This window comes from Paenibacillus forsythiae T98 (genome assembly GCF_000520735.1).
In the GTDB taxonomy this organism is placed as follows: domain Bacteria; phylum Bacillota; class Bacilli; order Paenibacillales; family Paenibacillaceae; genus Paenibacillus_AQ; species Paenibacillus_AQ forsythiae.
This window is the reverse complement of record NZ_ASSC01000464.1, coordinates 1-378: the sequence shown is the minus strand read 5'-3', so window position 1 is coordinate 378 and position 378 is coordinate 1. Positions and strand designations below refer to the sequence as shown.

General features: G+C 54.2%; 1 protein-coding gene. It reads left to right on the top strand.

Features of this window, described 5'->3' with window-relative positions; all coding sequences use genetic code 11:
- Positions 1 to 149: 149 nt before the first annotated feature.
- On the top strand, positions 150 to 378 hold a 229-nt coding region (locus tag L692_RS28915; protein WP_036723822.1), incomplete at its 3' end, for a hypothetical protein.

Here is a 378-nt window from a genome sequence, read left to right as displayed (position 1 = left end):
GGGACCCCCCGGCGCCCGCCGTTTTTTTATTGGGGAAAGCCATTTTGGAAGAAGGTGCGTCTTTCCAGCCCTGGTTTTGCTTGTTCGGGAGAGATGGATAGATGTGCTATAATAGAACGAGTTTAGCGGGCAAAGGAGTCAGAATATAAATGTATCCCCCCAGATCCGGCAGAAAAAGAAGCAAGACAACCAAAAAGCGGAGGAGAAACCGAACCTGGTCCCGGATCAATCTCGGCCTGCTGGCGTTGATTGCGGTTATGCTGTTTTATTTCTTCAGCGGCGGAGGGAGCCGTAAAAGCATATCTGTGTCCGAGACGGGAACGGCTTCGCCTTCAGCGGAGGCATCGGCTGCGGCGGGAACCGTCTCGCCGGATGAGC